This window comes from Pseudomonadota bacterium (genome assembly GCA_016711215.1).
GTDB lineage: Bacteria > Myxococcota_A > Polyangia.
Genome location: JADJTL010000001.1, coordinates 442061 through 465380, shown reverse-complemented (window position 1 = coordinate 465380; position 23320 = coordinate 442061). Strand labels below are relative to the sequence as shown.

17 protein-coding genes are annotated in these 23320 nt (G+C 70.9%); 7 read left to right on the top strand and 10 right to left on the bottom strand.

Annotated elements, in window-relative coordinates:
- Positions 1-27 precede the first annotated feature (27 nt).
- Entirely contained in the window at positions 28-648 is a 621-nt protein-coding gene (locus IPL40_01860; protein MBK8479911.1) for a hypothetical protein, read from the bottom strand.
- 221 nt (positions 649-869) lie between these two features.
- Here IPL40_01860 and IPL40_01855 point away from each other — a divergent pair, with 221 nt between their 5' ends.
- Positions 870-2240: a GTPase gene (locus IPL40_01855; protein ID MBK8479910.1), complete on the top strand. Its 1371-nt coding sequence runs from the start codon at positions 870-872 to the stop codon at positions 2238-2240.
- 99 nt (positions 2241-2339) lie between these two features.
- Here IPL40_01855 and IPL40_01850 read toward each other — a convergent pair whose 3' ends face one another.
- Positions 2340-3077: an SDR family oxidoreductase gene (locus tag IPL40_01850; GenBank protein MBK8479909.1), complete on the bottom strand. Its 738-nt coding sequence runs from the start codon at positions 3075-3077 to the stop codon at positions 2340-2342.
- 150 nt (positions 3078-3227) lie between these two features.
- Complete coding sequence (locus IPL40_01845) at positions 3228-3509, bottom strand: hypothetical protein (protein MBK8479908.1); 282 nt, start codon at positions 3507-3509, stop codon at positions 3228-3230.
- 335 nt (positions 3510-3844) lie between these two features.
- Here IPL40_01845 and IPL40_01840 point away from each other — a divergent pair, with 335 nt between their 5' ends.
- On the top strand, positions 3845-4723 hold the full coding sequence (locus tag IPL40_01840; protein ID MBK8479907.1) for an RluA family pseudouridine synthase: 879 nt from the start codon (positions 3845-3847) through the stop codon (positions 4721-4723).
- Positions 4720-5535 carry a symmetrical bis(5'-nucleosyl)-tetraphosphatase gene (locus IPL40_01835; protein MBK8479906.1) on the top strand — a complete coding sequence of 272 codons (816 nt, stop codon included), beginning with the start codon at positions 4720-4722 and terminating at the stop codon, positions 5533-5535. Before IPL40_01840 ends, IPL40_01835 begins: the two co-directional genes overlap by 4 nt.
- A 22-nt stretch (positions 5536-5557) precedes the next feature.
- On the opposite strand, the gene IPL40_01830 is transcribed toward IPL40_01835, so the two are convergent.
- From IPL40_01830 to IPL40_01815, 4 genes are all read right to left on the bottom strand, one after another.
- Positions 5558-7897: a PBP1A family penicillin-binding protein gene (locus tag IPL40_01830; GenBank protein MBK8479905.1), complete on the bottom strand. Its 2340-nt coding sequence runs from the start codon at positions 7895-7897 to the stop codon at positions 5558-5560.
- The gene (locus IPL40_01825; GenBank protein MBK8479904.1) at positions 7894-8640 is read right to left on the bottom strand and encodes an RNA methyltransferase; all 747 of its coding nucleotides are present in this window, start codon (positions 8638-8640) and stop codon (positions 7894-7896) included. The genes IPL40_01830 and IPL40_01825 overlap by 4 nt, the downstream gene beginning before the upstream one ends.
- Positions 8641-8653: 13 nt before the next feature.
- Positions 8654-10033: a hypothetical protein gene (locus IPL40_01820; protein MBK8479903.1), complete on the bottom strand. Its 1380-nt coding sequence runs from the start codon at positions 10031-10033 to the stop codon at positions 8654-8656.
- An 80-nt stretch (positions 10034-10113) separates the two neighbouring features.
- On the bottom strand, positions 10114-12300 hold the full coding sequence (locus tag IPL40_01815; protein ID MBK8479902.1) for a transglycosylase domain-containing protein: 2187 nt from the start codon (positions 12298-12300) through the stop codon (positions 10114-10116).
- A gap of 181 nt (positions 12301-12481) precedes the next feature.
- On the opposite strand from IPL40_01815, the gene IPL40_01810 reads away from it, so the two are divergent.
- Entirely contained in the window at positions 12482-15478 is a 2997-nt protein-coding gene (locus IPL40_01810) for a DUF4175 family protein (protein ID MBK8479901.1), read from the top strand.
- Positions 15475-17133 (top strand): hypothetical protein, encoded by a 1659-nt coding sequence (locus IPL40_01805; GenBank protein ID MBK8479900.1) that lies wholly within the window; start codon positions 15475-15477, stop codon positions 17131-17133. The genes IPL40_01810 and IPL40_01805 overlap by 4 nt, the downstream gene beginning before the upstream one ends.
- Here IPL40_01805 and IPL40_01800 read toward each other — a convergent pair.
- From IPL40_01800 to IPL40_01790, 3 genes are read right to left on the bottom strand one after another with little or no spacing between them, the layout of a single operon-like run.
- On the bottom strand, positions 17117-19180 hold the full coding sequence (locus IPL40_01800) for a VWA domain-containing protein (GenBank protein ID MBK8479899.1): 2064 nt from the start codon (positions 19178-19180) through the stop codon (positions 17117-17119). The genes IPL40_01805 and IPL40_01800 overlap by 17 nt on opposite strands.
- Positions 19181-19198: 18 nt before the next feature.
- On the bottom strand, positions 19199-20149 hold the full coding sequence (locus IPL40_01795; GenBank protein MBK8479898.1) for a DUF58 domain-containing protein: 951 nt from the start codon (positions 20147-20149) through the stop codon (positions 19199-19201).
- Complete coding sequence (locus IPL40_01790; GenBank protein MBK8479897.1) at positions 20146-21183, bottom strand: MoxR family ATPase; 1038 nt, start codon at positions 21181-21183, stop codon at positions 20146-20148. Before IPL40_01790 ends, IPL40_01795 begins: the two co-directional genes overlap by 4 nt.
- Before the next feature lie 234 nt (positions 21184-21417).
- Between IPL40_01790 and IPL40_01785 the strand changes: the two genes are divergently transcribed.
- Entirely contained in the window at positions 21418-21672 is a 255-nt protein-coding gene (locus tag IPL40_01785; protein MBK8479896.1) for an acyl carrier protein, read from the top strand.
- Positions 21673-21717: 45 nt separating this feature from the next.
- On the top strand, positions 21718-23313 hold the full coding sequence (locus tag IPL40_01780; protein MBK8479895.1) for an acyl--CoA ligase: 1596 nt from the start codon (positions 21718-21720) through the stop codon (positions 23311-23313).
- Positions 23314-23320 lie beyond the last annotated feature (7 nt).

Sequence of the window (23320 nt, the reverse complement as noted above, 5' to 3'; positions counted from 1 at the left end):
AGGGGCCGTGGCTGCGCGCGGAAGCCCTCAGTTGTCGCGCTCGAAGCGGATGCAGTAGCAGCACATGTTCTCGAGCAGCACCTGCTCGATCAGGCGTCGGTCGAAGCCCGTATGTTGAATCCAGTGCTCGGCGAGCCCGCTCTTTCCGTCGGCCGTGCGGCAAGCGAGCTGATAGATATTCAGCGCGCGCCCCGCCACCCGAATGCGCTCGCCCAAGGCGCTGCGCAGCGGCTGATGCAGGGCACAGAAGGGGCTGACGACGGCGCCGCGACCGACACGAATTTGGTCACTGAGCGCGGTCGGCTTGTTCATCTCAGCGGTGATGTCCCGGTAGGGGTCCGAGAGCGCGGTCTCGGCCGTGCCCTGCGCCTCGATCGCCGCGGCGAAGGGACACTCGGGCAGGCCAAAGAGCCCGTTGCCGTAATGGCGCGCCGCGCCCTCGAGCTGGGCAATCGGGTTGTCGAGCTTGTCGATCGATTCGATGAACTCCTCGATCGTCGCGAACTCACGCTCGGCCGCATTGCGGGCCGCGCTGATGCCGCTCTTGATCAGCGCGCCGGTGACGAACTCGGCGCCCGCGGTGCGGTGGAGCGCCGTGAGGATCTCGAGGAAGGAGACGTGCCCCGCCTCGAAGCGTTGCTCACTCATCGGCCGGTCTCCTCGGGCGCGCGCATCGTGGGGGAATTATATCGCAGGGCGCTCAGCCCGCAAAAGGGGCACTCCACCAGTCTGGCAGATTCCCGGGGCCGGTCGCCGGCAACCCGAGCGCAAAGTTTGCCGGCTGCGCTACACTTCTCCAAGGGGCTGGACCGCCCGGCGGAGGGGCGGCCGAGCCCGGCGGCGCATCCCGCCAGCCTCAGGAGGTTAAGATGCCGGCCGATCGTGTGTTGCTTCTCGGCGCCGCTGGGCGCGACTTCCACAACTTCAATACCTGCTTTCGCGACAACCCACGCTATCAGGTCGTGGCCTTCACGGCGGCGCAGATCCCCGGCATCGCCGACCGACGCTATCCGGCCGAGCTTGCCGGCGCCGGCTACCCAGCGGGGATCCCGATCTTCCCCGAAGATGAGCTCGCGACCTTGATTGCTCGCCTCGGGGTCGACGTCGTCGTCTTCTCCTACTCGGACGTCGCCCACCGCCAGGTGATGCACCTCGCCGCCGAGGTGTTGGCGGCGGGGGCCGAGTTTCGCCTGCTCAGCGCCGCATCGACGATGCTGCCCGCCCGCGTGCCCGTCGTCGCCGTCTGCGCCGTGCGCACCGGCTGCGGAAAGAGCCAGACCGCGCGCTACGTCGTCGAGACGCTGCGCCGCCGCGGCTACCACCCGGTGGTCTTGCGCCACCCAATGCCCTACGGCGAGCTCTCCGCGCGGCGCGCCGTGCAGCGCTTCGCCAGCTACGAAGACCTCGACCACCACGGCTGCACGATCGAGGAGCGTGAGGAGTACGAACCCCACCTCGAGCGTCAGACGGTCGTCTTCGCTGGCATCGACTATGCGGCGATCGTCGAGCGGGCCCAGCAGGAGTGCGACCTCCTGGTTTGGGACGGGGGCAATAACGACACGCCCTTCGTGCGACCCGATCTCTGGATCACGCTCGCGGACCCGCTGCGCGCCGGGCAGGAGCTCGACTCACATCCCGGCGAGGTCAACCTGCGCGCGGCCGACATCGTGGTGATCGGCAAGATCTCCGTCGCCTCGCCGGCGGAGATCGAGGCGGTAGCCGCCAACGTCGCGCGGGTCAACGCGCGGGCCATCGTCGTGCGCGCCGACAGCGCGCTGACGCTCGACCCGCCGCGGCCGACCTTGGCCGGCCAGCGCGTGCTCGTGGTGGAAGATGGCCCGACGCTGACGCACGGCTCGATGCCCTTCGGCGCTGCCACCGTCGCGGCGGAGCGCTATGGCGCTGCGGAGCAGGTGGACCCACGACCGATCGCGGTCGGGTCGGTGCGCGAGGTCTACCGAGCGTACCCGCACCTTGGCCTCGCGCTGCCCGCCATGGGCTACTCGCCAGAGCAGGTCGCGGCCTTGGCCGCGACGATCAACGCCGCCGAGGCCGACCTCGTGCTCTCGGCGACCCCCATCGACCTGGCGCGCCTCGCGCCGCTGAACAAGCCAGTCGTCCAGGTGCGCTACGAGTGGTTGGACGCCGGTACACCCACCCTCGCGAGCTGCCTCGAGCGCAGCTTCTCCGGGCCACCCACCAGGTCGCCTGGTAGGTCGCCTGGGGAGAAGGGGGACTGACCTTCCACGCGCCAGAAGCCCCTCCCCGCTCCCAGGCGCCGCCTGCGCAGCTGAACGTGATCAGGGCCGCCCGGCAGCCACCGATCCATCACCAGAGCGCTACAGTCCCCAGCCACCGCTGACCTGGAGGTTGGCTCCGTTGACGTAGCTCGCCTCCTCCGAGAGTAGGAAGCGCACGACAGCAGTGATGTCCTCCAGCCGGCCGAAGCGCCCGGCCGGAATCTGCGGCGCCATCGCCTCGAGATCCTCTGCCAAAAGCCCACCGGAGGCGATGAAGCCGGGCGAGATCGCGTTCACGGTGATCCCCTCCGAGCCCAGCACCCGGGCCAGCGAGCGTGTCAGCACCAACACCCCGAGCTTGGCGATCGCATGCGCCGTGACGTGGGTTTGCCCGACGGCCTGGTCGGCATTGACCGAGGCGAAGGTGATGATGCGACCCCAGCGTCGCTGGCGCATCAAGGGCGCCACGGCGCGACTGACGTGAAACAACCCGTGTAGGTTGTCGTCGAAGGCTCGCCGCCAATCGGCCGCACTCTGCTCGAGCAAGGGGACCCGCTGGAAGCTGCCTGCACAGTGGATCAGCGCGTCGATACGCTTCCAACGCCCGGCGACCGCCTGGACCAAGGTCGCGGCTGCCTCGGGATCGGCGAGTTGGCAGCCATAGGCCTGCCAGCGGTCGCTGGAGGATGAGAGCGGCGCCTGCGCCGACGCCTCAGCGGCGAGGCCAGGCCGGTGTGCGACCGCGACGGACCAACCCTCTGCGAGCAGGAGCTCCGCAGCCGCGCGCCCAATGCCGCGCGAACCGCCCGTCACCAATGCAACGCGGTCGCTCGCCATTTAGCTGGTCACGCAGCCCGACGCAAGAATCGCGCCGCAGCCAGTCGCGGAGAATATCGCGGAAGAGGTCACTGAGGGAGGGCTCGCTGGGGAGCGAGCCGCGGTGCCGGGCCCATGACCGGCGCTCGGCACCGCGTGGGTGCTAAAGGCCTACTGCCCGCCGTCCATCGCGGCAGCGCCGTCCATCGCGGCAGCGCCGTCCATCGCGGCAGCGCCGTCCATCGCGGCAGCGCCGTCGACCTTGATGACCGCGCCATCCTTGGCGACGACTGCGCCGTCCTTCTTGGCGGCAGCGCCGTCGACCTTGCTGACCGCGCCGTCCTTCTTGGAGACTGCGCCGTCCTTTACGGTGTCGTCGTCGTCGCTGCAGGCGGTGCCAAAGCTCAGCGCGGCGCCCATCAGCAGACCCATTACCAGATGCTTGATCTTCATTTTCCCGTCTCCTCTGTCTTTGCGTCGGCCAAAGGGGCCCGCCGTTCGGGCCACGCGGTCGACATCCTTGCTTAGTTAAGTCCTCGGGGGCCCCCCCCCGGAATGCGACGCCGCCCTCATACTACGTCTCCAGCGCCGCACCAAACAAAAAATGAAGGGCGCTGGCCCGCGCGTCCCGTCCCCGGGGGAGCCTTGCGTCTCGGCTGGCTTTCCGTCTAGACCGGGGAGCGCGGTGAGCACTGCGGCGCGCCGACCATGATCAAGCACGCTGCGCCCGGACAATCAACCATCGGGGCAAGCGATTGGGGGGCAGTCCTGTGGGCGTCAAGCATGTGTTGACGGTGCTCCCCGACGAGGTGCGCTGGACGCTGCCGCAGCTGATCAGCGCGCGCCTGCGCTGGTCGCGCGAGCGCGCGGTGGCCCACATCGTGGCTGGATCGGTCTACGTCGACGGCCGTCGCCAGCGCGACGTCAACCAGCGCCTGCGCCCGGCGCAGAAGCTGACCGTCTTCGCCAGCCCGGACGCGGCACCGCCAGCGGAGGCGCAGCCCTGTGCGTTGGCCTTCCTCGACGAGGATCTGGTGGTCCTGGTCAAGCCCGCGGGGCTGCCCGCGATCGCCACGCGCCGCGGCGGCGAGGCGTCTGTCGCCGACGAGGTGCGGTCGCGCTGGGGCGCGGACGCCCGCTTGCTGCACCGACTCGACCGTGAGGTCTCCGGCCTGCTCCTGGTCAGCCGACGCCAAGTCACCCGCGCAGCGCTCTCAGCCCAGGTGCGCACGCATACGCTGGAGCGCCGGTACCTGGCGCTGGTCAGGGGGCGCCCGGATTGGCAGGAGCGCACGGTCGAGCGGCCCCTGCTCTTCGTCCGTGGCCACGCCCAGCTCGGCACCCAGCCGCCGGCCAAGCCCGCGCAGACGCGGCTGCAGCGCCTAGCGCAGCACGGCGAGCTCGCGCTGCTCGCGGTCACGCTGCGCACGGGGCGACCGCACCAGATCCGCGCGCACCTCGCTGCCGAGGGGTTCCCGCTGCTCGGCGACACACGCTACGGTGGAAGCGAGGCCGAGCGCGTCGCGCTCCACGCCCACGCGCTCGGCCTGCAGCATCCGCGCGGCGGTCATTGGATTGAGCTGCATAGCGCGCTGCCCGCGGCGCTGCGCCAGCTCTGGGCGCTGCCTCACGAGGCTCCGCTCCCCGCCAGCAGACGCCAAGCATGAGCACCTACGCGATCGGTGACCTTCAGGGCTGCTACGACACGCTGCAAGCGCTGCTCGTCCGCATCGACTATCGCCGCGAGCGCGATCGGCTATGGCTGGCGGGCGACCTGGTTAACCGCGGACCGCGCTCGCTCGAGGTCCTGCGCTGGGCCCAGGCCCAGGGCGATGGCCTGGTCTGCGTGCTGGGCAACCACGACCTGCACCTCTTGGCGCGCGCGGCCGGGGTGACCGGCAAGCGCAAGCGTGACACGCTGGACGCGCTGCTCACCGCCCATGATCGCGATTCGCTCGTGACCTGGCTAGGCCAGCGCCCGCTGCTTCATCGCGAGGGCGGCTGGCTCCTGCTCCACGCCGGCCTTCCGCCACAATGGACCCTCGCGCAAGCCGAGGAGGAGGCGCGCGCCGCGGAGAGCGCCCTGCGCGGGCCCGACGCCCGGCGGCTGCTCGAGCAGTGGAGTGAGGGCGCGGCGGCGATCGGACGCGGCTCAAACGCGGGCCGCCCCCCGCTGCGGCGACAGGCCTTGACGCTGCACCTGCTGACGCGCCTACGCATGCTGCGGCCCGACGGCGAGCCCGCCTACGCCTACACCGGCCCGCCCGCCCAGGCGCCACCGGGTCTGGTGCCCTGGTTTTCGCGCTGGCGGGACGCGCGCGTGACGGTGCTCTTTGGTCATTGGGCTGCCCTTGGACGCTACAGCGCGCCGGGCTTCGAGGCCCTCGACACCGGCTGCGTCTGGGGTGGCGCGCTGACCGCGCTGCGACTCGAGGACGGGGCTGTCTTCGCCGAGCCCGCGCGCGAGGCGGCGCCCTGAACACGGGCGCCAGGACGCTGAATCAGGGGGTGGAACCGTCCATCATCACGGTGCCAGGATCGACCTCTTCGGCGGGCGGCGCCATTTCCTGCGGCTCGGTGCCCTGAACGAAGACCTCGTCGAGCGCATCGACCGCGTCCGGCCCCGCCAGCAACCCGGTCTGCGGATCGATCCGCTGCTGCACCACCCCCGGCGGCTGCGGAAAGGGCAGCCGCGGCTGCAGGCGCAGCGCCTCACGCATGACCCGCAACCAGATCGGCAGCGCGGCGCGACCGCCCGTCTCGCCCCGTCCCAAGGGCCGGGGGTTATCGAAGCCGACCCAGACGGCGACCAGGAGCTGCGGCGTGAAGCCGACGAACCAGGCGTCCTTATGGTCATTCGTCGTGCCGGTCTTGCCCGCCACCGGGCGGCCCAGCGCTAAGGCGCCCGTCGCCGTGCCCTCTTTGACGACCGACTGCATCAGGTTCTGCACGACGTACGCCACCTCCGGACGCAGCACGGGCTGCGCCTCGGCGGGAGCGATCGCGCTCGCGCCCAGCCGGCTGATCATCCGCGGCTCGATGCGCCGCCCACCGTTCGCAAACGCCGCGTAGGCCGTGGCGAGCTCGAGCGGGCGTACGCCGTAGCTGCCAAGGGCCAGGCTGAGATCGCCACCGAGGGCCGAGCTGATCCCGAGGCGGCGGGCGAGTTCGCGCACCGGCGCCACCCCGACCTCGTCGAGCAGGCGCACGGCGACACTATTGAGCGAATGCGCCAGGGCGTAACGCAGTCGCACCGGCCCGAGGTAGGCGTCCTCGAAGTTGCGCGGCGCCCAGCTCCCATACACCGCCGGCGCGTCCTCGAGCAGCGAGGCGGCCGTGAAGCGCCCGGATTCGATGGCCGCTGCATAGACGAAGGGCTTGAACGCGCTGCCCGGCTGCCGGAGCGCCGCAATCGCGCGGTTGAAGTCGCCCGGCTGGTTGTCATAGCCGCCGACCAAGGCGAGCACATCGCCACTGCGAGGGTCGAGCGCTACCAGGGCCCCCTGTGGCCCCGGGTCGAAGACGAGCTGCTCCGCGTCGGCGACCCGCAGGCGCACGAGCGCGCCGGGGACGAAGCGCCCCGAGAGCGGCGCACCGGCGGCATCGTAACGTGGATCCTCGACGCTGATCTCGGCGCTCCGCGCGCCGAGATCGACCTTCAGCACCCGTTGCCGATCGTTGACCGCCAGCACCAGCCCCTCGACCTCGGCTCCCGGCGTGCCCGCTGCCGGCTGACGCCCGACGCGCCGCCGCCAGCGTCGCTGCTGCGCCGCGCTAAAGGCGCGTTTCGCCTCATGCCAACGGTGGCGCGCATCGAGCGCCTCTAGCCCCCAGCGGAGAGCCTCGCGGGCGCTCGTTTGCAGCGCACCATCGATCGTCGTCTGCACGCGGAGACCGAGTGAGTCGAAGCGCTCGGCCGGAAAGGCCTCCAGCAAGCGCTGCCGCACGAGGTCCATCATTTCCGGCGCGATCCCGAGATAGGGCCGCTTGCGTCGCACGACGCGGATCGGCTCGGCCACCAGGCGCTGCGCGACCTGCGGCGAAATGAAGCCCAGCTCAGCCATCCGGCGCAGCACATAGGTTTGGCGTCGCTTCGCACGCTGGGGATGGCGCAGCGGGGAGAGCCGCTGCGGTGCCTGTGGCAGGCCGGCGAGCAACGCGCACTCCGCCAGGCCGAGCTGGGCGACCTCCTTGCCGAAGAAGAAGCTGCTCGCCTCCTGAACGCCGTAGCGTCCGTGACCGAAGTAGATCTGGTTGAGGTAGAGCGCCAGGATCTCCGGCTTGCCCAGCTCCTGCTCCAGCCGTTGGGCCAGCAGCACCTCCTGGATCTTGCGGCGGATGGTGCGCTCTGGCGTGAGGAAGAAGGTCTTGACCACCTGCTGCGTGATCGTGCTGCCGCCCTGGACGAAATGGCCGGCGCGGAGATTGGCGCCCAGCGCCCGCAGCATTCCGAGGTAGTCCAGTCCGCGATGCTGAAAGAAGGCGGCGTCTTCAGCGGCGACGACGGCCTTCACGAGCAGGGGCGGCATGCGCTCGAGGGGCACGACGGTGCGCCGTTCCTGACCCAACTCGCCGAGCAGCGCGCCATGGCGATCGACGATCGTGGTCAGCAGGCGCGGCCGATAGTCGCGCAACGAGCTAATGCGTGGCAGCCGGGGATCGGCGCCGTAATAGAGCAGGGCGCCGACCAGCGCCAGGCCGCCGAGCAGGGCGGCGAGAGCGCCGAGGCCGAGCAGCCAAAGGATCGCCCGCAGGGCGACCGAACGACGCGCTGTCGCCCTGGGACGACCGCTGGCCGGCGGGGGCGCGGAGCTGCGGCGGCGACGGGGCGGCGGACTCACGTCGGAACCTTATGCCGGGGACTCGGCTCCAGCAACGCAAGCAGCCGCGACACGCCATGGGTCGTGGCCCGCACGTAGTAGGCGGCGCGCAAGCGCGCGCGCGCGGAGGCCGGCAAGTCGCCGGGGGCACCGATCCACCGCCTGCGCGCTTCGACCGCTGCAGCCACGGCGAGGGCCGCCGCCACCGAGAGGTTGAGGCTCTCGCCAAAGCCGTGCATCGGCAGGTGCACGCGGCGCGCGCAGGCTGCGGCCGCGGAAGCGCTGAGACCCGCATGTTCGTTGCCAAAGACCAACGCCAGGGGGCGCCCGGCCGGCGGGGACCACGCGCTCGTCGGCGCGGAGGCGCCAAGGGGCGGCGGACAGGCCGCGCAACAGATAAACCCCGCTGCCGTTAGCCAGTCGAGGCAGCCTTCGACACTGCGATGCAGGTAGATGTTGAGCCACTTGTCGGCGTGCTGGGTCACCCGCCGGGAGAAGGTGAAGCCGCCGGCCGCTGGGACAATATGCACGTCGAGCAAGCCGAGCGCCTCGCAGCTCCGGAGCACGGCCGCAGCGTTATGCGGATCGTGCGGCGCCTCCAGCACGACCGTGACGCCCCAGAGGCGGTGCGCGACGACCCGATCGATGCGTTGGCGGCGACGCGGAGCCAGCACCGGCCCGAGTGCGCGGATAATCGCGGCAGGCTCGAGCGCGGGGTGCGGCGCCGGCGGCGCGCTACCGGTGGGTGGGTGACGAAGGGGCATCCGTGGGTTCCCGCTAGCTCGCCCACTGCGTGCCGATCGCGAAATTGAAGCCCTGCAGCGGCAGGAAGAGGCCGCTGCTCGCTTCGACCGCCCAGGTGCGCGTGTATTGCCCCAGGGCGTAGAAGTGCCGCCCGAGCTGGTAGCGCACCTCGCTCAAGACGGCAACGCTGGGCGAGGCCGCTGCTCCCTCGGCGCGGCCGAAGCCGCGTAGCAGCACCAGCGCGCCGACCGTCAGCGGCGGCAGGGGATTGGCCACCAGCCGCAGCCAGAGGCGCCGACGATCGGGACCCGGATGGTCGCGATAGCCCACCTGCAGCAACAGGCGCTCGCCCACCTCGACACCACCCTCCACGCTGAAGCCGCCGCCCGCGTAGGCGTGCGCCGCCAGCGACTCGAGCACCGGCGCCCGCTGCGCCGCCGTCGCTCGGGAGGCCCGGCTGAAGGCCAGCCCGGACTGGTAGCGCGTGACATCGTAGAAGGTGTCGAGCAGCGCGGGCGCGTAGCCGCCGGCGACCACAGCGTACTCGCCGAGCGCGCGTAAGAGCAGGCCGCTAGCACCGAGGGCAAGCTCGCCCAGGGCGCCAAAGTGGCCACCCACGCCGCGCCACGACGTATTGCCATCCGCGTAGGGCACGATGCGAAAGTGGCGCCCGTCGCCAAACGAATACTCGACGTCGACGCCGCTGAGGGGCAAGAGCGCGGTGTCGGCGCGCGGGTGGAAGGCGCGATCGTAGAGACGCGCGCCATCGGCGCCCAGCAGCACCCGGCGCGGCGCGCGCGGGTCAAAGGCCACGGAGGCGCCCACGGCCAAGGCCGGCGCCCTCGCCAGCGGACGCCAAGCCAAGCGCCCGGCGAGCACCGCGGGGGCCAACACATTGTCGATCACCAGCTCGAGCGCCAGAGGCTCCGCATCGATCTCTGCCCGCACGCCGGTGTGCATGTGATCGGGGTCGGCGACGTTGCTGTAGTCGCGGAGCAGCGTGCCGTGCCCGAGCGTCGCACCGACCAACTCGCCAGCCGCGAGGCGAAAGCCGACGCCGTCCGCGCGCCCCTGGTAGCGCAGCTGCCGCAGCAAATGCACATAGTCGGCCAGCTCGTCGTAGTCGCGGCGCCGCACGCCACTCGGCTCGTCGCGGCTCTGGTCGAGGACGAGGCGCACGCGTCCGAAGACCGCGAGCGAGTAGCTCGGCCCCCGCAGGTCGAGCCCGGCGCTGAGGGTCGAGGCGACGGCGTCACCGACCGCACCCAGCCCCGCGTCACCGGCGGTGGTCAACGCGCCATCCGCGCCGAGGGCCGGCGGCTCCGGCGCCAGCAACGCCAGCGCCACGAGCACGGGCGTGACGAGGGGGGAACGTGAGGGCCGAACCTGGGACGCCTGGGACGCCTGGGACATGTAGGCCAATATCCTACGCGTCCCCTCGCGAAGCAATGTATAGCGCGTGGCCCGGCCTGCCAACGGCGAGCGAATCGAGCTCAGGGCGCGTAAAGTGGAAGCTTTTCCGGCGCCGCCTGGCGAATCGCCTCGACCAGGCGCCGCCGGCGCGTTTCCTCCCAGTTCCGCTGCCCCTCGTCGATTTGCTGCTCGCATTCGGCCGGGGTGGGCTGGCTCAGGTCGCGCGCGAAGGTGATCGACTGCTCGGCGGAGGCCTCGCAGGCAGGCGCGTCGACGAGGCCCTTGGCGCAGACGCGGCGGAGCACCCGACGGACGTAGCGGTCCCAGCGAGCATCGAGCGCGCCCCGACACCACTGGACATAGCGCCGCCGTGGTGCCGGCAGAATCGAGGCGAAGAACGCGGCCTCGAGCGGCGTGAGCTGCGCCGGGCTCTTGCCGAAGAAGTGCCGAGACGCGGCTCCGATGCCGTAGATCCCCGGACCAAGCTCGATCACATTGAGATAGATCTCCATCAAGCGCTCTTTGCTCAGCTGCTGCTCCAGGTACCAGACCAGGAAGACCTCTTGCAGCTTACGCGCGAGCGTCTTCTCTGGGCTGAGGAGCAGGTTCTTCACCGTTTGCATCGTGATTGTCGAGGCGCCGACCCGAAACGACCCTTGCTCGAGATTGCGGGCCAGCGCGCGCTCGAACTGCGAGGGAATGAAGCCGCGGTGACGGAAGAAGGCCGCATCCTCGGTCGTCAGCAAGGCGTTGACGAGGTGCGGCGAGACAGCGCGATAGGGCACGAAGTCGGGGTTGTCCGGACCCACTGGCAGCGTCAACCACTCGTCGGGTCGCACCTCCACCAGGTGTTCGAAGTCGGCTTCAAAGCGGTCCGCACGCACGCTCGCCGGGGCATCGAGCACCTCGCAGGCGTCCAGACCCAGGCGACCGCTGAGCTTCAGCTCGGCCAGCCGAGCGAAGTCGATATGCGCGGAGAGGTCGACCGCCAGGCTGCCTCCGAGTCGAAAGCCCTGCAGACGCGGCGTCAGCGCCGCTGGCAGGGCGTCGAGCACGGCCTGACACGGCAGCCCCGGCAGCACGAGCCGCGCGTCGAGAACGGGCTTGGGGGCCGAACGGTCGAGCGTGCCGCTGAGCGAGAGCGCGACCCCGCGCGACTCGAGCTCGAGTTTGCTCAGATCGAGCTGCCCGGCCGCGTAGGTTCCCGCCAGCGCGAGGCGCAGGCTCAGGCCAAGCACCGGCACCCGGGCAAGTCCGGGGTGGAAGAGGTTCAGACCTTCGACCGCCATCCGCCCGGCAAAGGCCAATGCCCCGTCGCGAAAACGCAGGAGCAGGCGCCCATCGACCCTCGTCCGCTCGGGCAGGATGACCGGGGTCGCTCGCAGGACCTCGCGAATGCGCCCCAGCTCGAAGCGGGCCGCCTCGAGCAAGAGCTCGCCGCTTCGTCGACGCCATGCGTAGCTCCCGGTCGCGCGCCAGAGGATGGCAGAGGCGCCGCCATAGCTACCGCTCAGGGCGAGGTCGAGGGCCTCACCGCCCGCGCGCGGCGCGATCGTGCCGGAGATCCCCGAGAGCCCGAGCCGCGCGATGATCTCGGCCTCTCCCCCCGCCACGCGCAGCCGGGGCAGCGCGGCCAGCTTCTCGCCCGCAGCACGCTCGGCCGACACCCGCCCAAGCAGCAGACGACCAGGCCAGCCGCGAAGACGCAGCTCGGCATGCTCACCTTGGGCCGACAGCGCGCCGGTCGACCGCAGATGGGCTTCGACGCGATCGACGCGCAGCCTGAAACCCAGTCGTTGATCATCGATTTGGAGTCGACCGTCGTGGACCTCGATCGCGGCAGCGCCGCGCGCCGTCACAGATCGAGCCGCCCCCGGCGCTGACGAGGCTGCGCGGCGCCAACGCGCGCGCAGGTCGGAGACGTTATCGGCCCCCCCCGCACGCCGCCACACGCGCCACCGGGGACGCTGCAGCGTGAGCCGCGTCCCCCTCCACTGGCGCGTCAGGAGCGCCCGCCAGGGGACGTCGAGCTCGACGGCCTCAGCGTCCATCAGCGCGCCTGCCGGGGGGTCGTGGGGTCCCCGCACGACCACGTGCTCGAGGCGCACGCGACCCGATCCCCTTCCAAGACGCAGTCGGATCGCGCCGACCTCCACCGTGCGCCCGAGCCGCGCCGCCACACGCACCAGGAGGCGCCTGCGCAGGTACCAGCGGCCGACGGCCGGCAGACTGGAACCGAAGGCCAGCAGCAGCCCCAGTGCGCCCACGACAAGAAGTGGACGCCGCCAGGCCGGTCGGCGCGCCGGGCCAGGGCGGCCCCCGAGCCCAACGCGCCGGGCCAGCGCCCTCCCTGCCGCACGAGGTCCTTGGAGCACGGGCGATTCATAGCACGGCAGTGGGGGGCGCCCGAGCGACGCGCTCGGATGCTATATTCGCGGCGGAAGAATCGTGGACCCAAGGAGCGACATCGACCATTTCGTCGCGCGCCTGCGCCGGCGCGTACGACGCGCCGAGACGGCGGCCTTGCTCGCGCTCTTTGCCGCTGCAGCGGCGCTCGCTGCCCTGCCGCTGCTGGCCGCCACGTCCCTCGCGAACGACGCGCGCGGCCCACGACTGGTAGCCCTCCTGTCCGCCGCCGGATGGCTCCTCAGCCTGGTCTGGTGCTGGTGGCGTGTGCGCCGCCGCTGGCGGGATCCGACGCGCCTCGTCGCCCTGCTCGGCCCTGAGCACGCGGCGCTACGAAGCGACCTGCTTTCCACGATCCAGCTCTCGGTCGCCGGGCCCGCGAGCGGCTCGCCAGCCCTCGTCGCGGCCCTCCTGCGACAGACCTGGGCGGCGCTGCGCCAGCTCCCAGCGGGCGCGCTCGCGCGGCCCCAACGCTGGCAGCAGGCGGCCGTGCTCGGGGGCCTCGCGGTCGTGACCTGGGCGACGGCGCTCGCCTGGCAGCCCGGCTATTGGGCGACGGCCGCGCACCAACTGGTCGACGCCGTGCGGGCGGTACCTCGCCTGGCGCGACAGCCCGTGGTCGGCGGGGTGGTGCTCGAGTACCGATACCCGACCTACATGAGGCGTGAGAGCGTGCGCGTGCCCGACACCACGGGAGACATCACGGCGCCCCCCGGCACGCGGGTCCTCGTCAGCGCCAAGAGCGGCATCCCGACCATCGACGCGGCGTTGGTGGTCACGAGCGGCGACGGCGCGCGGCCGCTGCGGCGACCGCTGAGCCTCGGCGCCCACGGCGCGCTGGCCGGCGTCATCACGGTCCGCGACGCGGCCCGTTACCACTTCGAGCTGCGGGCCAACGGCACGCACGCCCTACGCGACCCGGTCGAGCGCCGTATCGAGATCGAGCCCGACCTCAGCCCCAAGGTCGCGCTCCGCGGCCCACCCGAGGCCATGGCCGTCAGCGCACGTCAGCAGCTTGAGCTCGGCTATAGCGCCGAGGACGACTGGGGCCTGACCAAGGTGCGCCTCGTCTACCGCGTCGGCAGCCAAGCGCCGGCCTCGCGCCCGCTCTGGCTGCACCGAGGCGCCACTGCGCCGGTCCGTAACACCGCAGGAACGCACAGCTGGGACCTCGGCGATCTCGACGTGGCCAGCGCCACGGAGCTGCGCTTCTGGCTTGAGGCCACGGACAATGACCCAGTACACGGTCCGAAGACGACGCGGTCGAGCGTCCTGCGGCTGACGATCTTCGACCGCGAGCAGCAGCACGGGCAAACCCTCGCGCAGCAGCGCCAGCTCCTCGAACAGGCCCTGGTCGGTCTCGCCGCACGGCTGACGTCTGCCGAGAGCGGCGCCCAGGCTCGCCCGCAGCGCGGGCAGGCGACGACCCGTGGCGCCCCCCCTGCATTGCTGAAGGTCGAGTCCCTGGATCGGGAGCAAAGGCTTTGGACGACCGCGTTGCGCGCGCTGTACCAGCAGATGGGGCGCGACAGCCTCGTCTCGGCCGCCGTACTCCGCAGCGTCGCCGCGATGGTGGCGCGCTGGGATGCTCTGCTGCGCTCGGCGCCGACCCGTGGCGGTCCGACGCTGCAAGCCCACCACCGCCGCAGCATCGCCGCGCTCGAGCGCGATAGCCTGCTCCTCGCCGATCTGCTCGACGAGCAGGAGCTGCAGGCGCTCGGCCTGGCCGCACGCGAGCTCCAGGCGGACCGCGCCCGACTGGCCGCGCTGATCGCTCGGTGGCGCGTCGCACCAAGCGCTGCCCTGCGCGACCGGATGCTTCGCGAGTTCAAACGCCTCGAGCGACGAGCGGCGCAGCTCCTACGAACGACGAACCGGCTGCGGGCGAGGCTGCCCGACGAGTATCTCAACGCCGCGGCCGTCGAACGGCTCGCCGTCGTGCGCGACGTCGAGCAGCTCCGGCGGCTCTTCGAGGCGCGGCAGCTCGCTGGGCTCGACGCGCAGATGACCGCGCTCGAGGGCAAGCTCGAGCAGCTCCAGCGCCTGCTCGACGGTGATGTCGAGCAGCTCCGCGCCGCTCGCCTCGACGAACGTGAGCAGGCGTGGCACGCGACGCTCGGTCAGCTTCACGAGCTTCGCCTGCAGCAGGAAAGACTCGCCGGCGCCACCAAGTCGATCGTGCTCAGCTACCGCCAGCGCGGGGCCCAGAGCCTGGGGGATCAGGCAGCAGCGCTGATCACGCGCCAGCAGGTCCGCGCCGAACAGCTGCGCCGCCACCTGCGCAGCGCCACGCCGCAACGCCTCTCGTCCTTCCATCGCGAAGAGCTCGATCGCACGCTGCGCTGGGCGGACTGGCTGCGCGAGCGCCTCGCTGCGCGCGACCTCGACCAGGCGGCTCAACTCGCCGAACGGCTGGCGGCTGGCCTGGAGCAGATCGGCACCGACCTCCGCGAGGATGCGCTGGGCGACGAGGTCCCTGGCTGGCGCGACCCACAGGATCACACGGTCGCGCAGGTCGAGCGCGCGCTCGACCTTGCCCAACAAATCGCCCAGGACCTCGAGCAAGCGCTACCGCGGCCAGCTACGCTGCTCCAGGAGCCGGAGCGCCGACGCCTGCGCGCGCTGGCGCAGCAACAGCGCGGCCTCGCCAAGGCGGCGAGCGGCCTCGAGCGCCCAGGGGCGGCGGAGGTCGCCGGCGATCTGCTGAGTGGGCGCGGGCGCGAGCTCCTCGGAGCGGCTCAGCGCCTGATGCGCGACGCCACCACCCAGCTCGGCAAGCTCGAGCCGCAACGCGCGCATGGCGCGCAACAGGGAGCCCTGCAGCAGCTCGCCGAGCTGCGGCAGCTGCTGGAGGAGGCACGTCGGCCCGGCGAAGCCCCAAGCGCCGGCGACGAGCGCGAACGCGTGGCGATACCCGGGGCCGAGGCCTTCGCGCCGCCGCCGGCCTTTCGGCGCGAGTTGCTCGAGGCGATGCAGGAACCGGCACCCAACAGCTACAGCCAACAGGTCAAACAGTACTACCGTGAGCTGATCCGATGAACCGCCGCCCCCATGCCGCTTTGCGCTGGATCGCTGCGCTGGCGCTGCTGCTCCAGGCCGCCGTCTTCGACCCCTCAGCGAGCGCCGGCGTGGTCAGCGGCACCCTGGCGCGCCGCGCCCTCGAGATCGAGCGGCTGCTGGCCGAGTGGCAGGTTGATCGCGCCGAAGCCGCCCTCGCCCCCTTGCTAACGAGCGCGGGGCAGCTTCCCGAGGTGCTCGCCGCCGCCGCCAGTGTCCGTTTCTATCGCGGCGATCATCAGGCAGCCGTGCGTCTCTTCGACCGCGCGCTGGCGGCCGACCCGCGGCAGAGGCTCCCGGCGTCGCTGCGCGAGCTGGCCCTCGTTGCCCGCTCCACGGCGGCGCTCGTGGGCACCTTCGTCGCCCAGCCGAGCGCGGCAGGGCACTTTCTAATCCGCTCGTCCCCTGGTCGAGACGAGCTGCTCGCCCCCTTCGCCGGCGAGACGCTCGAAGCGCTGCGCGATCGACTTGAGCGCGATCTCGGCTACGCGCCCCGGGAGCCGATCGTCGTCGAGTTCTACGCCGCCCCGGAAGACCTCGCCCGCGCCTCACCGCTGACCGTCGACGAGATTCGCCGCTCGGGCACGATCGCCATCTGCAAATACAACCGGCTGATGATCGTCAGCCCGGCGGCCATGCCACGCGGCTACCCCTGGCGCGACACGCTGGCCCACGAGTACGTTCACCTGGTGCTGAGCCGCATGGCGCGCAATCAGGTGCCGATCTGGCTGCAGGAGGGGCTGGCGAAGCTCTTCGAGACGCGCTGGCGCAGCGACGGCGCCACCCCGCCGCCCTTGTCGGCGAGCCAGGAGCATCTGCTCGGGCAGGCGCTAACCCAACGAGCGCTGCTCGGCTGGAACCAGATGCACCCGTCGATGGCCAAGCTTCCAAGCCAACAAGCCACGGCGCTGGCCTTCGCGCAGGTGCAGACGGCGATGAGCTTCCTCGTCGCTCGCGAGGGCGCTGCCGCGCCGCGCCGCCTGGTCGAGGCGATCGCCGAGGGCGCGGAGGCCTGGGAGGCCATCGGGCGGGTGGCTGGCCTCGACCGCCGCGGCTTCGACCGGGCCTGGCGTCACTACCTCAGGCGCCTGGGTCTGCGCCGATACCCAGGGCTGGTGCCGGCCGCGCTCAGCTTTGGCCCCGCACCCAGCCACGAGGCGCAGATTCGTGCCTTGCGCGCACGTCGCGCCCAGGACTTCTTTCGCCTCGCCGATATGCTGCGCCAGCGCGGCCTGCGCCCCGCTGCGCTCGTTGAGTACCGCAAGGCCCTCGGGCTGCTCGGCGGACGCGATCCCTTGGTCGCCAACGCCCTCGCCCGCACCTATCTCGAGACGGACGCCCCCGAGCGGGCGGTCGACGTTCTCGTCCCGCTGCTGGCGTATTATCCGGAGCTCGCCGGCCCCCAAACCACGATGGGGGTGGCCTACCTGCGTCTCGGAAAACGACAAGACGCCGCCGCGCACCTCGAGATCGCGCTGCGCATCAACCCCTTCGCGCCCGAGCTCCACTGCAGCCTGGCGAAGGCGCTGCCCAGCGGCGCCCAGCGCGAGCGTCACGCACGTTTCTGTCAGCAGCGCAGCCAGCTAGCGCCCTCGGGTAGCGCCATCGTCCCGCGAACGCTCAGCCCCGGCGCGTGAGCCACGACTCCACCAGCAAGAGCAGCAGCACGAGCAACCCCAGGGCGGGCCAGAGCTCGAGCTGTTGCCGCGTGCGTCGCATGCCCGCGCCCCCTGCGGCGCTGCGCGCCAGCAGCGTGCCCGCCCGGAGTTGCGACTCGGCCAGGTCGACGTTGGCAACGAAGGTCTCTTGCTTCAGCGCTCGCACCTCGTCGCCGACCACGGCGCTCAGCCGATAGAACCCGGGCAGATCCGCCAGCAGCTCGATCGGCTGGCGCCGGCGCAGCTTGGCGCTACCCCAACGCCGCGTCACGCCTTCGGGCGCCACCAGCAGCCGTAGCTCGGTGCTCCCCGGCCCGAGCTTCACCTCGCGACGCATGCCCACGACGACCTCGCGCCGCGCTCCCGCCAGCGGGGCCCGGCCGAGGTAGCGGGCGAGCTGCTGCATCAGCGGTAGAAAGCCCGGCCGGATCGGCAGATCGGTCCAATCGCGATCGATCGTCGTGGTCCAGAGCAGCACGCGACCGGCTCCGACCTGCGCCTCGACCAACGCCGGCGAGCCATCGTCATAGCGCAGGATCGCGCGGCGACCCGCGCGCGTGATCGGCTCCAAACGAAAGGCGCGCTGCACCCGCACACGCGCCAGGCCGGGGCCCCCTGCCTCGCGCGCGAGCGAGGCCACCAAGGGGTGGTCGGCGTCCAGCGCGCCCAGTCTCAGCTCGCTCGCGCGCTCGCCGCTCGCGCTGATCACGGCTCGCAGGGGCTGGGGCAACAACGCACCGAAGATCGCGTTGTAGCGCTCAGCCTCGACGCCGTCCCCGACGGCGATCAAGAGCCCTCCTCCCTCGGCAACGTAGCGCTGCAGCCCGCCGACCTGCTCCGCCGGGAGCGCGCGCACGTTGCAGAGGGCCACCGCGTCAAAGGCCGCGAGCTGACGCCGGTCGAAGTCGTCCGCGCGCACCGCATGCGTCACGATCCGCTGCCGGTCACCGCCCTCGGCGCCCAGGGCGGTGGTCAGATAGAAGAGCTCGTCGCGCTGCCGAACCGGCGACGGATCCCCGTTGACGAGGAGCATCCGCACCTCGCTCGCCACCTCCGCCAGCAAATAGCGCACGTCGTCGAAGGGCAGCGCGTCCGGCGCCAAAGCGACAGCCACCTCGTGCGCGCCTCCCTCGCTGAAGCTGTGCTGGAAGTGCTGGTACGCGCAGCCACCCGCGGCCAGCGCGAGCGCTGCTTGGGCCAGGCGGCGGCCATCGATCGAGAGAAAGACGGGCGTGCTCGTCGGCAGCGCTCCGAAGTTGCAGATGCGCGCGGAGAGCCGCATCGAACGGCGTCCGGGCGCACCCGAGGGCGCGGCGCTGAGCTCGACGACGGCACGGTTCTCGCGCGGCAGCCCCGCCGCGACGTCGATCGGCTGCAACGCCACCGCGGCAGGCCAGGCCGGCAGCGCCGCCGGCAAACCATGCGCGGCGAGGTCCGAGAGCACCAGCACCAGCCCGGCCACCGGCGTCTCCTCCTGGAGCAGGCGGAGCGCCTGCTCCAGCGCCGGCCCCAAGGTGGCATGGACGTAGCCGGCCTCCAGCCGCCCAAGAGCGCTCCAGGCGCGCCGGCGGTCACGCGAGAGGACGGCCAGCGGACCGCTCGGATCGCTGACTGAGAGCAGCGCGACCTCGCTCCCCGCGGGGATGGTCCGAAGCAACTGCCGCGCCCGATCCTTGGCGCGTTGCAGCAGCGTGCCGCCGCTCGTGACGCGCCGCATGCTCGGCGTGTCATCGATGATCAAGACGACGCTCTGCTGGCCGAGCTGCGGCACGGGCGCGCTCGACAGCAGGTTCCACACCGGCTTGGCCATCATCAGGGCGAGCGCGACCACCAGCGCCGTACGAAGCAAGAGCAGCAGGCGCTGTCTGAAGCGTAGTCGCCGCGCCAGGCGCTTGTTTGCGCGCAGCAGGAAATCGAGGGCGGCGAAGGGCAAGCGCACAGCCCGATGCCGACCAACGAGGTGCACGATCAAAGGGACCGCCGCCATCGCGGTGCCGAAGAGCAGCGCCGGGGCCAACCAGCTCATCGGTCGCCTGCTCCCCGTTCAGGCGGCCAGCCGGCCGCGCAACACTTCCGCCAGCACGCGATCGAGCCGGTCGGCCGTGCTGACACGCCGGTAGGCCACCTGAGCCTCGCGGCAAGCGCCGCGCACCTGCTCGCAGAAGCGCTCAAGCTCTCGAAGATAGGCCTGGCGCACGCCCGCTGGGTCGACGAGCACGTGCCGCGTCTCCTCCATCGACTCGAAGCAGGTCAGCTGTGAGAAAGGCAGCGTCAGCTCGTCCTCGTGCAGCAGATGAAAGAGCACGACCTGGTGCCCACGCGCACGCAGGCGCTGGAGCAAGGGCAGCCCCCGACCGCTGGGGTCGAACATGTCGGAGATCACCGTGACCACGGCCCGCCGCCCGCAGAGCTCGACCAGGCGTTCGATCGCACGTCCGACGTCGGTGGCCCCAGCCGGACGCAGCGCTTCCAGCGTGCGCAGCAGCACGGCGAGCTGCGTCGCCCGCCCCCGCGGCGGCACATAGCTGACCACATCGTCGGCGAAGGCCACGAGCGCCGGGCTGTCGCGCTGCCGACTGAGCAAGTACGCCAGCGCGCCGGCAAGCACGGCCGCGTACTGCAGCTTGGTCAGCGGCTGGCCGTAGCCCATCGAACCGCTGCAATCGACGAGCAAGTAGGCGCGCAGCTCGGTCTCGTCCTCATACTCCCGCACGTAATAACGATCGAACTTACCGAGCGCCTTCCAGTCGAGGCGTCGCAGATCGTCCCCGGGGGCGTACTCCTTATGCTCGGCGAACTCGACGCTGGCGCCGTGATGGCGCGACCGGTGGAGGCCCGCGAGCGCGCCGTCCACCACGCGTCGCACGCGCAGCCGCAGGCTGGCCAGCCGCGCCAAGGTAGCGGCGTCGAGCTGGCGATCGAGGGCCGCTGCGGCGACCTCTGCCGCAGGCGTCGCCGCAGGCGTCGCCGCAGCGCCGCCCGGCGCGGAGGTCATTCGGGCACGCGGCGCAGCAGGTCGTCGATGATCTGCGCCGTGCTGACGCCGTCGGCCTCGGCGTGGAAGTTTCGCACCAGCCGATGCTGCAGCGCCGGCCGACTCAAGCCCTGGACATCTGAGGTGCGTACGGCGTAGCGCCCGTCGAGCAAGGCCTTCGCCTTGGCCGCGAGCACCAGGTGCTGCGCGGCGCGCGGCCCGGCACCCCACGCCAGGTATTCACGCACCAGCGACGAGGCGGCATCCGCCGTCGGCCGCGTCGCGCGGCAGAGGCGCACGGCGTAGCGCAGCACGTGATCCGCCGCCGGCACGCGCAGGACGAGCTCCTGCAGCGCGCGGAGGTGCTCGGGGCTGAGGACCTTGGCCAGCGGCGCATGGTGCGCGCTGGTGGTGCGCCCGACAATCATCACCTCCTCGTCCTCGTTGGGATAGGTCAGGTCGAGCTGGAACATGAAGCGGTCGAGCTGCGCCTCCGGCAAGGGATAGGTCCCCTCGTGCTCGATCGGGTTCTGTGTCGCCAGCACGAGGAAGGGCAGCGCCAGCTCATGCGTCGCGCCACCCGCGCTCACGCGGTACTCCTGCATCGCCTGCAGCAGCGCGGCCTGGGTCTTGGGCGGCGTGCGGTTGATCTCATCGGCAAGCACCAGGTTGGCGAACACCGGACCACGGATGAAGCGAAACGACCGCTCGCCGCTACGCTGGTCCTCCTGCAATACGTCGGTGCCCGTGATATCGGAGGGCATCAGGTCTGGCGTGAACTGGATGCGTGAGAAGCTCAGGTTGAGGAGCTCGGCGAGGCTCGAAATCAGCAGGGTCTTGGCCAACCCTGGGACGCCCACGAGGAGGCAGTGACCGCGGGCCAGGAGCGCGATCAGGAGCTGGTCGATGACCTCGCGCTGGCCGACGATGCGCCGATCCAGCTCGCCCATGATCTGAGCGCGCGCCTCGGCGACCTCCGCCACCGCGCGCAGATCGGCTTCCTGCGGCTCCGTCTCGGCCTCGCTCTCCCTCGCTGCCTGCGTCGCTTGCTGCATCGTCGCTCGCGTCGTCCCCTGCATCGCGCGCCACCCCCGTCGCTGCGTGCGCACCATACACCAGCCGAGACTGCCGGAGCAGCGGACCTTTGCGCCCGCTCGCCAGCCCGTGGCCGCGGGCGGGGACGGGCGCCACCCGCGCAGCCAGCGGTTGAAATACGGCCCTCTTTGCCTCGATACTGCCGCCACTCAGCGCCGCTCGTTGCGGCCTGTTCACCCTGGCGATGTGCCCCAATGAATGATGTGCGTCAAACCCTCCGCAGCTTCGTCATCGAGCAGTTCCTCGACGGCGCCGCGCCGGAGCAACTCGCGGATGACACCTCCCTCGAGCGCGCCCAGATCGTCGACTCCGCGCGCATGATGGAGCTGATCCTCTTCCTCGAAGAGCGCTTCGCGCTGCAGGTCGAGAACGAGGAGGCGCTGCCCGAGAACTTCGACACCATCGACCGGCTCGTGGCCTACGTCGAACGCAAGCTGGGCGGCCAGTGAGGGTCGACCAATGAGGGGCGGCCAGTGAGGGTCGGCCAGGTCACCCTGCTGCACGAGTACCTGGAGCGTGCGGCACGCCTCGCCCCAGAGAAGACCGCGTTGATCTGCGGCGAGCGGCGGCTGAGCTGGGCGGCGATCGACGAGCAGAGCACACGACTCGCACAAGCATTGCATCGCGTCGGCGTGGCACGCGGCGATCGTGTGCTGGTCTACCTCGACAACTCCGTCGAGAGCTGTCTGGCGGTCTTCGGTATCCTCAAGGCCGGCGCTGTCTTCTCCCCCGTCAACCCTCAGACCAAGCGCGACAAGCTCGCCTATCTGCTCAACGACAGCCGGGCAACGGCGATCATCGCAGACGCGCTGCTCGCGCGCAGCTACACGCCGGCCTTCGCCGAGGCCGCCCACCTACGCCACGCCTTGATCGTCCAGGACGACGCCAAGCCCCTGCCTGCGGGCCCAGCCGCTGATGGGGCTGCGACGACCGCACTACACCGCTTCAGCGCGGTCCTGGCGGCGGCCGAGACCTGCCCGCCCCCCTGTCCCACGATCCCCTACGATCTGGCCGCGATCATCTACACCTCGGGCACCACGGGCGACCCGAAGGGCGTGATGCTGACCCATCACAATATGGTCTCGGCGACCGAGTCGATCACCACCTATCTCGGTAACGTCGCCGAGGATGTGGTGATCAACGTGCTGCCGATGTCCTTCGACTATGGGCTCTACCAATGGCTGATGGTGGCGCAGTTTGCCGGCACCCTCGTGCTGGAACGTTCTTTCAACTACCCGGCCCAAGTGCTGCAGCGCATCGAAGCGCAGGGCGTGACCGGCTTGCCGGTGGTGCCAACCATCGTCTCTCTGCTCCGACCGATGATCGAGGCGGGGCTGACGCTGCCGGGCGTGCGCTACGCCACCAATACCGCCGCCGCCCTCTCGCCGACCCACGTCGAGCTACTGCAGCGCCTTTGCCCTAACGCTCGGATCTTCTCGATGTACGGCCTCACAGAGTGCAAACGCGTGGCCTATTTACCCCCGGAGCAGCTCGACGCACGGCGCGCATCGGTCGGCCAGGCGATGCCCAACATGGAGGTGATGATCGTCGACGACGCCGGCCAGCGCCTGCCGCCCGGAACGGTGGGCGAGCTGGTCGTCCGTGGCCCCCAGGTGATGCGCGGCTACTGGGAAAAGCCAGCCGCCAGCGCCGAGCGGCTCAAGCCCGGCGACATCCCCGGCGAAATGCACCTCTACACGGGCGACTACTTCCGGATGGATCAGGCCGGATACCTCTATTTCGTCGGTCGGCGCGATGACATGATCAAATGCCGCGGCGAGAAGGTCAGCCCGCAGGAAGTCGAGCATGTGCTCTATGCGCTGCCCGGCGTGCGCGAGGCCGCAGCCATCGGAGTGCCCGACGAGGTCTACGGCCAGGCGATTCAGGCCTACCTGGTGCTGGCCAAGGAGACCGCCTACACCCCGCAGCAGGTCATTCGGCACTGCGCCCAGCGCGTCGAGCCCTTCATGGTGCCGAAGTACGTCACGTTCCTGTCGTCGCTGCCGAAGACGGCCTCGAACAAGATCAGCAAGACGAACCTCGTCGCCTGGGCCCGCGACCATCGGAGCGGCGACGACAGCTCAGGCTGAACCTCAG

What these genes read in the sequence shown, in the direction of transcription:
- IPL40_01860 (MBK8479911.1), bottom strand. Translation starts at nt 648, where the DNA reads ATGAGTGAGCAACGCTTCGAGGCGGGGCACGTCTCCTTCCTCGAGATC.
- IPL40_01855 (MBK8479910.1), top strand. Translation starts at nt 870, where the DNA reads ATGCCGGCCGATCGTGTGTTGCTTCTCGGCGCCGCTGGGCGCGACTTC.
- IPL40_01850 (MBK8479909.1), bottom strand. Translation starts at nt 3,077, where the DNA reads ATGGCGAGCGACCGCGTTGCATTGGTGACGGGCGGTTCGCGCGGCATT.
- IPL40_01845 (MBK8479908.1), bottom strand. Translation starts at nt 3,509, where the DNA reads ATGAAGATCAAGCATCTGGTAATGGGTCTGCTGATGGGCGCCGCGCTG.
- IPL40_01835 (MBK8479906.1), top strand. Translation starts at nt 4,720, where the DNA reads ATGAGCACCTACGCGATCGGTGACCTTCAGGGCTGCTACGACACGCTG.
- IPL40_01825 (MBK8479904.1), bottom strand. Translation starts at nt 8,640, where the DNA reads ATGCCCCTTCGTCACCCACCCACCGGTAGCGCGCCGCCGGCGCCGCAC.
- IPL40_01820 (MBK8479903.1), bottom strand. Translation starts at nt 10,033, where the DNA reads ATGTCCCAGGCGTCCCAGGCGTCCCAGGTTCGGCCCTCACGTTCCCCC.
- IPL40_01805 (MBK8479900.1), top strand. Translation starts at nt 15,475, where the DNA reads ATGAACCGCCGCCCCCATGCCGCTTTGCGCTGGATCGCTGCGCTGGCG.
- IPL40_01800 (MBK8479899.1), bottom strand. Translation starts at nt 19,180, where the DNA reads ATGAGCTGGTTGGCCCCGGCGCTGCTCTTCGGCACCGCGATGGCGGCG.
- IPL40_01795 (MBK8479898.1), bottom strand. Translation starts at nt 20,149, where the DNA reads ATGACCTCCGCGCCGGGCGGCGCTGCGGCGACGCCTGCGGCGACGCCT.
- IPL40_01790 (MBK8479897.1), bottom strand. Translation starts at nt 21,183, where the DNA reads ATGCAGCAAGCGACGCAGGCAGCGAGGGAGAGCGAGGCCGAGACGGAG.
- IPL40_01785 (MBK8479896.1), top strand. Translation starts at nt 21,418, where the DNA reads ATGAATGATGTGCGTCAAACCCTCCGCAGCTTCGTCATCGAGCAGTTC.